Origin of the sequence: Methylacidimicrobium cyclopophantes, assembly GCF_902143385.2 — a bacterium.
In the GTDB taxonomy this organism is placed as follows: domain Bacteria; phylum Verrucomicrobiota; class Verrucomicrobiia; order Methylacidiphilales; family Methylacidiphilaceae; genus Methylacidimicrobium; species Methylacidimicrobium cyclopophantes.
The window spans coordinates 1-3968 of the sequence record NZ_CABFUZ020000029.1; the positions used below are offsets into that span (position 1 = coordinate 1).

4 protein-coding genes are annotated in these 3968 nt (G+C 65.1%); 2 read left to right on the plus strand and 2 right to left on the minus strand.

Going from position 1 to position 3968, the window contains the following annotated elements; genetic code table 11:
• Together FN369_RS10945 and alr are read left to right on the plus strand one after the other, a co-directional pair.
• Positions 1–517: tRNA (adenosine(37)-N6)-threonylcarbamoyltransferase complex dimerization subunit type 1 TsaB (locus FN369_RS10945; RefSeq protein WP_178087585.1), on the plus strand; the 517-nt coding region annotated here is incomplete at its 5' end.
• Positions 514–1743 carry an alanine racemase gene (gene alr / locus FN369_RS00825; RefSeq protein ID WP_142524326.1) on the plus strand — a complete coding sequence of 410 codons (1230 nt, stop codon included), beginning with the start codon at positions 514–516 and terminating at the stop codon, positions 1741–1743. The genes FN369_RS10945 and alr, both read left to right, overlap by 4 nt.
• Here alr and lpdA read toward each other — a convergent pair.
• Positions 1714–3123 (minus strand): dihydrolipoyl dehydrogenase, encoded by a 1410-nt coding sequence (lpdA, locus tag FN369_RS00830; RefSeq protein WP_142524327.1) that lies wholly within the window; start codon positions 3121–3123, stop codon positions 1714–1716. The two genes, alr and lpdA, sit on opposite strands and share 30 nt — an antisense overlap.
• A gap of 19 nt (positions 3124–3142) precedes the next feature.
• A partial coding sequence (sucB, locus tag FN369_RS00835; RefSeq protein ID WP_142524328.1) for a dihydrolipoyllysine-residue succinyltransferase occupies positions 3143–3968 on the minus strand: 826 nt, incomplete at its 5' end.

Genomic DNA, 3968 nt, shown 5'->3' on the forward strand with positions numbered 1-3968 from the left:
CCGCCATTCGGCGGCCCTTTTCTCGGCGCTGCGGGAGCTCTCCCTCTCCTCGCTCCCCATCCGAACTCTGCTCGTCGGAATCGGGCCGGGCTCCTTTTCCTCGATTCGCGTCTCCATCGCGGCGGCCCAAGCGATCGCCTTTTGCATGGGAGCACGCCTCCGTTCTCTCTGCAGCGCCTGGTCGCTGGCCGTTCAATTTCCGGACGTGGAACGTCTCGGGATCTTCGCCGACGCCAGAAGGGGGGAGCTTTACGGAACCCTTTTTTCCGGTGGGCGGCTGGCACGGCCCCCCTTCGTTTTTCCGAGAGAGGAGCTCTCGGCGCAAGTGGAAGGTCTCGACCTGGCTCTCTCCGCCGAGGAGCTCGGGCCCGGACTGCGACGGGCCTACCCTCGCGCCGCCGATTTTCTGCGGCTCGAAGAGGAGAGCGCCGCCTTTTCGGACGATCCGTTTCCCGAGCCCATTTATCTGCGTGGCTCGGTTGCGGAAGCAACCGGCGCCTTCCCCCGGGTTTCATGAAAGAGCGCCCGTTGCGTTGTTGGGCGGAAATCGACGGCTCCGCCCTTCGCCATAATCTTGCCGTCGTTCGAAGCAGGGTTCCGCAAGAGACCAAGCTGATCGCCGTGGTCAAAGCCAATGCCTACGGGCACGGCCTCGTCCCGGTGGCCAAGGAGCTCGTCCTCGGAGGAGCGGATGTCCTCGGAGTGAGCAACGTCGAGGAGGCGGCCGAGCTCCGCGCGGCGGGGATGACGACGACTCCCATCCTGTTGCTGAGCGCTTGCCTTCCGGGGGAGTTCCGACAGGCGATCGAATGTCGTGCCTGGCCCACGATCTCCACCTATGAGGAGGCCCGGAGGCTCAACGGCGTGGCGGAAAAGGCCGGCACGCGGGTGAGCGCGCATTTCAAGATCGACACCGGCATGGGACGGCTCGGGCTTTGGGGAGCCGATGCCGTAAAGGAGCTCAAGCGCGCGGAGAGGCTTCCGGCCCTGAATATCGGTGCGGTCTGTACGCATTTCAGCTCGGCGGACGAGGATCCGGAAAGAACGGAGGAGCAGTGGGCCGAGCTCCTGCGCTGGCGGCCCCACTTCGCCGACAAGGCGCTCCACGTGGCCAACAGCGCCGCTCTTTGGCGCCGGACGATCTACGCCTGCTCCTATGTCCGAGTCGGCCTGGCCCTGTACGGGCTGCCTCCCATGCCTTTTCTCCGGCGGCTGCTGCGGCCCGTCATGTCCTGGAAAACGCGCATCACCCTGCTGCGCCACCTGCCTGCGGGCCGCACCGTCAGCTATGGAGCCACCTACCTACTGCGAAAGGCGCAGCGGCTCGCGACGCTCGCCGTCGGATACGGGGACGGCTACGCCCGCGCACTCTCCAACCGCGCGCAGGTCTTGGTCCGCTCGAATCGCTGTCGGATTCGGGGCCGGGTGACGATGGACCAGACGGTCGTGGATGTGACCTCCGCCGGCGGATGCAAGGTCGGCGACGAGGTCGTTCTTCTCGGTTCGCAAGGCGATCAAATCATCCACGCCGACGAACTCGCCAAGATCGCGGGAACGATCTCGTATGAGATCGTAACCTCTGTCGGTGTCCGCGTCCCTCGGGTCTACCGGGATTTCCACTCTCTGCCCGAAGGCGTGCGCACGCGGACGACCCGTCGGCGAGGATCGCGGCAGGCAGATGCTTCCTGCTCCAAAGAGATCCCGATCGCAACCTCAAGAACTCTTCGATCGCCGCACGCGTAGCGCCGCAAGGGCGGCTTCCTTCACCGTCTCCTGGAAGGTGGGATGGGGTTGGATCATGCGCGCCAAGCACTCCACGCTCGCCCCGGTCTCCAGCGCAAGCGCACCGATGCCGATCAGCTCGGATGCCCGGCTGCCGACGATCTCCATCCCGGCAAATTTGCCGGATCTCTCCTCCATCAAGACCGTGACGAAGCCCTCCGGAGCCTCGGCCGCCAGCGCTCTGCCGTTGGCTCCGAAATACGCGGTTCCCCGGCGATACGGACGATCGGCGGCACGGAGCTCTTCTTCCGAGAAGCCGACGCTGGCGGCTTCCGGCTCGGTATAGATCACGTTGGGGATGCCGAGGTAGTGCATCCGGGACGCCATCCCCGCCAGGAGCTCCGCCACGACCCTCCCTTCGGCCTGCGCCCGATGCGCCAACATCGGACCCTCGATCAGATCGCCGATGGCATAAATGGAAGGCACGGAGGTCTGCCAGAGGCGATTTACCGCCACCCGTCCGCTCGGCGTCAGGCCGATTCCCGCTTCGGCGAGGCCGAGATCCGTATGGCATGGTCTTCTCCCCACCGCGACCAAGACCCGCTCGGCGACGAGGGTCTGCTCCGCTCCGCCCGATTCGACCCGCAGCGCCACCCCACCCTCGTCGACCTCGGCCCGCGTCACCCGGGCCCCCAGAAGAAACCGGATCTTTTGCTTCTCCAACTCATGCTGAAGCGCCTTCGAAACCATCGGACTGAAGCCCGCCGCGATGCGCGGCAGCAGCTCCACGACGAGAACCTCGGTTCCCAATCGGCTCCAGACCGATCCGAGCTCCAGCCCGACCGCGCCCGCGCCGATCACCAATAGGCTGCGCGGAGCTTCCGGGAAGGAGAGCGCCCCGGTGCTGTCGACGACTCGATGACGATCGAACGGAAGGAAGGGAAGCTCCACGGGCTCGCTTCCAGAAGCGAGCAAAATCGCGCGGCCCTGCAGGATCTCCTCCCGATCGGCCTGGCGGACCGCAACGGTCTGCGGCCCGGTAATCCGCGCTACCCCTTCCACCACCTCCACTCCGCGCTGCCGCAAAAGAAAGGCGATCCCCCCGGCCAGCTTTTCCACGATCGCTTCTTTTCGGGCATGCATCCCGGTCGGATCGACCTCGAAGCCCTTCGAGGCGATCCCGCTCCCGCGGAGCCGATCCCGGGCGAAGACGTAGGCTTCCGTCCACGAGAGAAGGGCTTTGCTCGGAATGCAGCCGATTCGCAGGCAGGTCCCTCCCAGTTGCGAGCAACGCTCTACGATCGCCGTCCGCAATCCGAGCTCGGCGGCGCGGAGGGCCGCCGTATAGCCGCCGGGTCCCGCCCCGATTACGACCAGGTCATACCCGGATTTCGTTGCCAAGGGAGATCTCCAGCCTCGCTCAGAGGTCGAGCAAGATGATCCCAGGATTTTCCACGAATGCCTTGATTTGCCCCAGGAAGGTCACGGCCTCCCTTCCGTCGATCACTCGATGATCGTAGGTCAAGGCCAAGTACATCATCGGACGAATTTCCACCCTGCCTCGAATGGCAACGGGGCGATCCTGAATCGCATGCATGCCCAGGATCGCGCTTTGGGGAGGATTAAGGATCGGGGTGGAGACCAAGGAGCCGAAAACGCCGCCGTTGGTGATCGTGAAAATGCCCCCTTCCAGTTCCGGAAGCGTCAGTTTTCCGGAACGAGCCCGTTCGACGACCTCCCGAATCGCTCGCTCGATCTCCGCAAAGCTCTTCTTCTCGGCTTCGCGGAGCACCGGAACGATCAATCCCCGATCGGTCGAAACCGCAATCCCGATGTCGTAGCGATCGAGATAGACCAAGTCGCCCCCATCGATCTGGGCGCCAACCTGAGGGATTTGGCGAAGAGCCTCGACGGCGGCTCGAACGAAAAACGGGAGGAAGCCCAGCCGAACGCCGTGCCTCTGCGCAAAACGTTCCCCGTATCGCTCGCGAAGCTCCTTTACGGCGGTCAGATCGACCTCGTTGAATGTCGTCAGATGGGCCGTGCTCTGGTGTGCAGACAAGAGCCGCTCGGCAATCTTGAGCCGAATCGGGCTCATCGGCTCCCTCCGCCGCGGCCTCGGCGGGGCTCTCCCCTCGACGGCCGGCGCGCCCTCGGGGGAAACAAAGCTCTCCCACTCTTCTTCCCGAAAGACGCGTCCCGTCGGTTGAGCGGCTTCGCGTTCGCGGGGGGCGGCCGGCGGGCCG

Excerpts from the sequence above, each read along its gene's own strand:
- alr (WP_142524326.1), top strand. The coding sequence starts at position 514 with ATGAAAGAGCGCCCGTTGCGTTGTTGGGCGGAAATCGACGGCTCCGCC.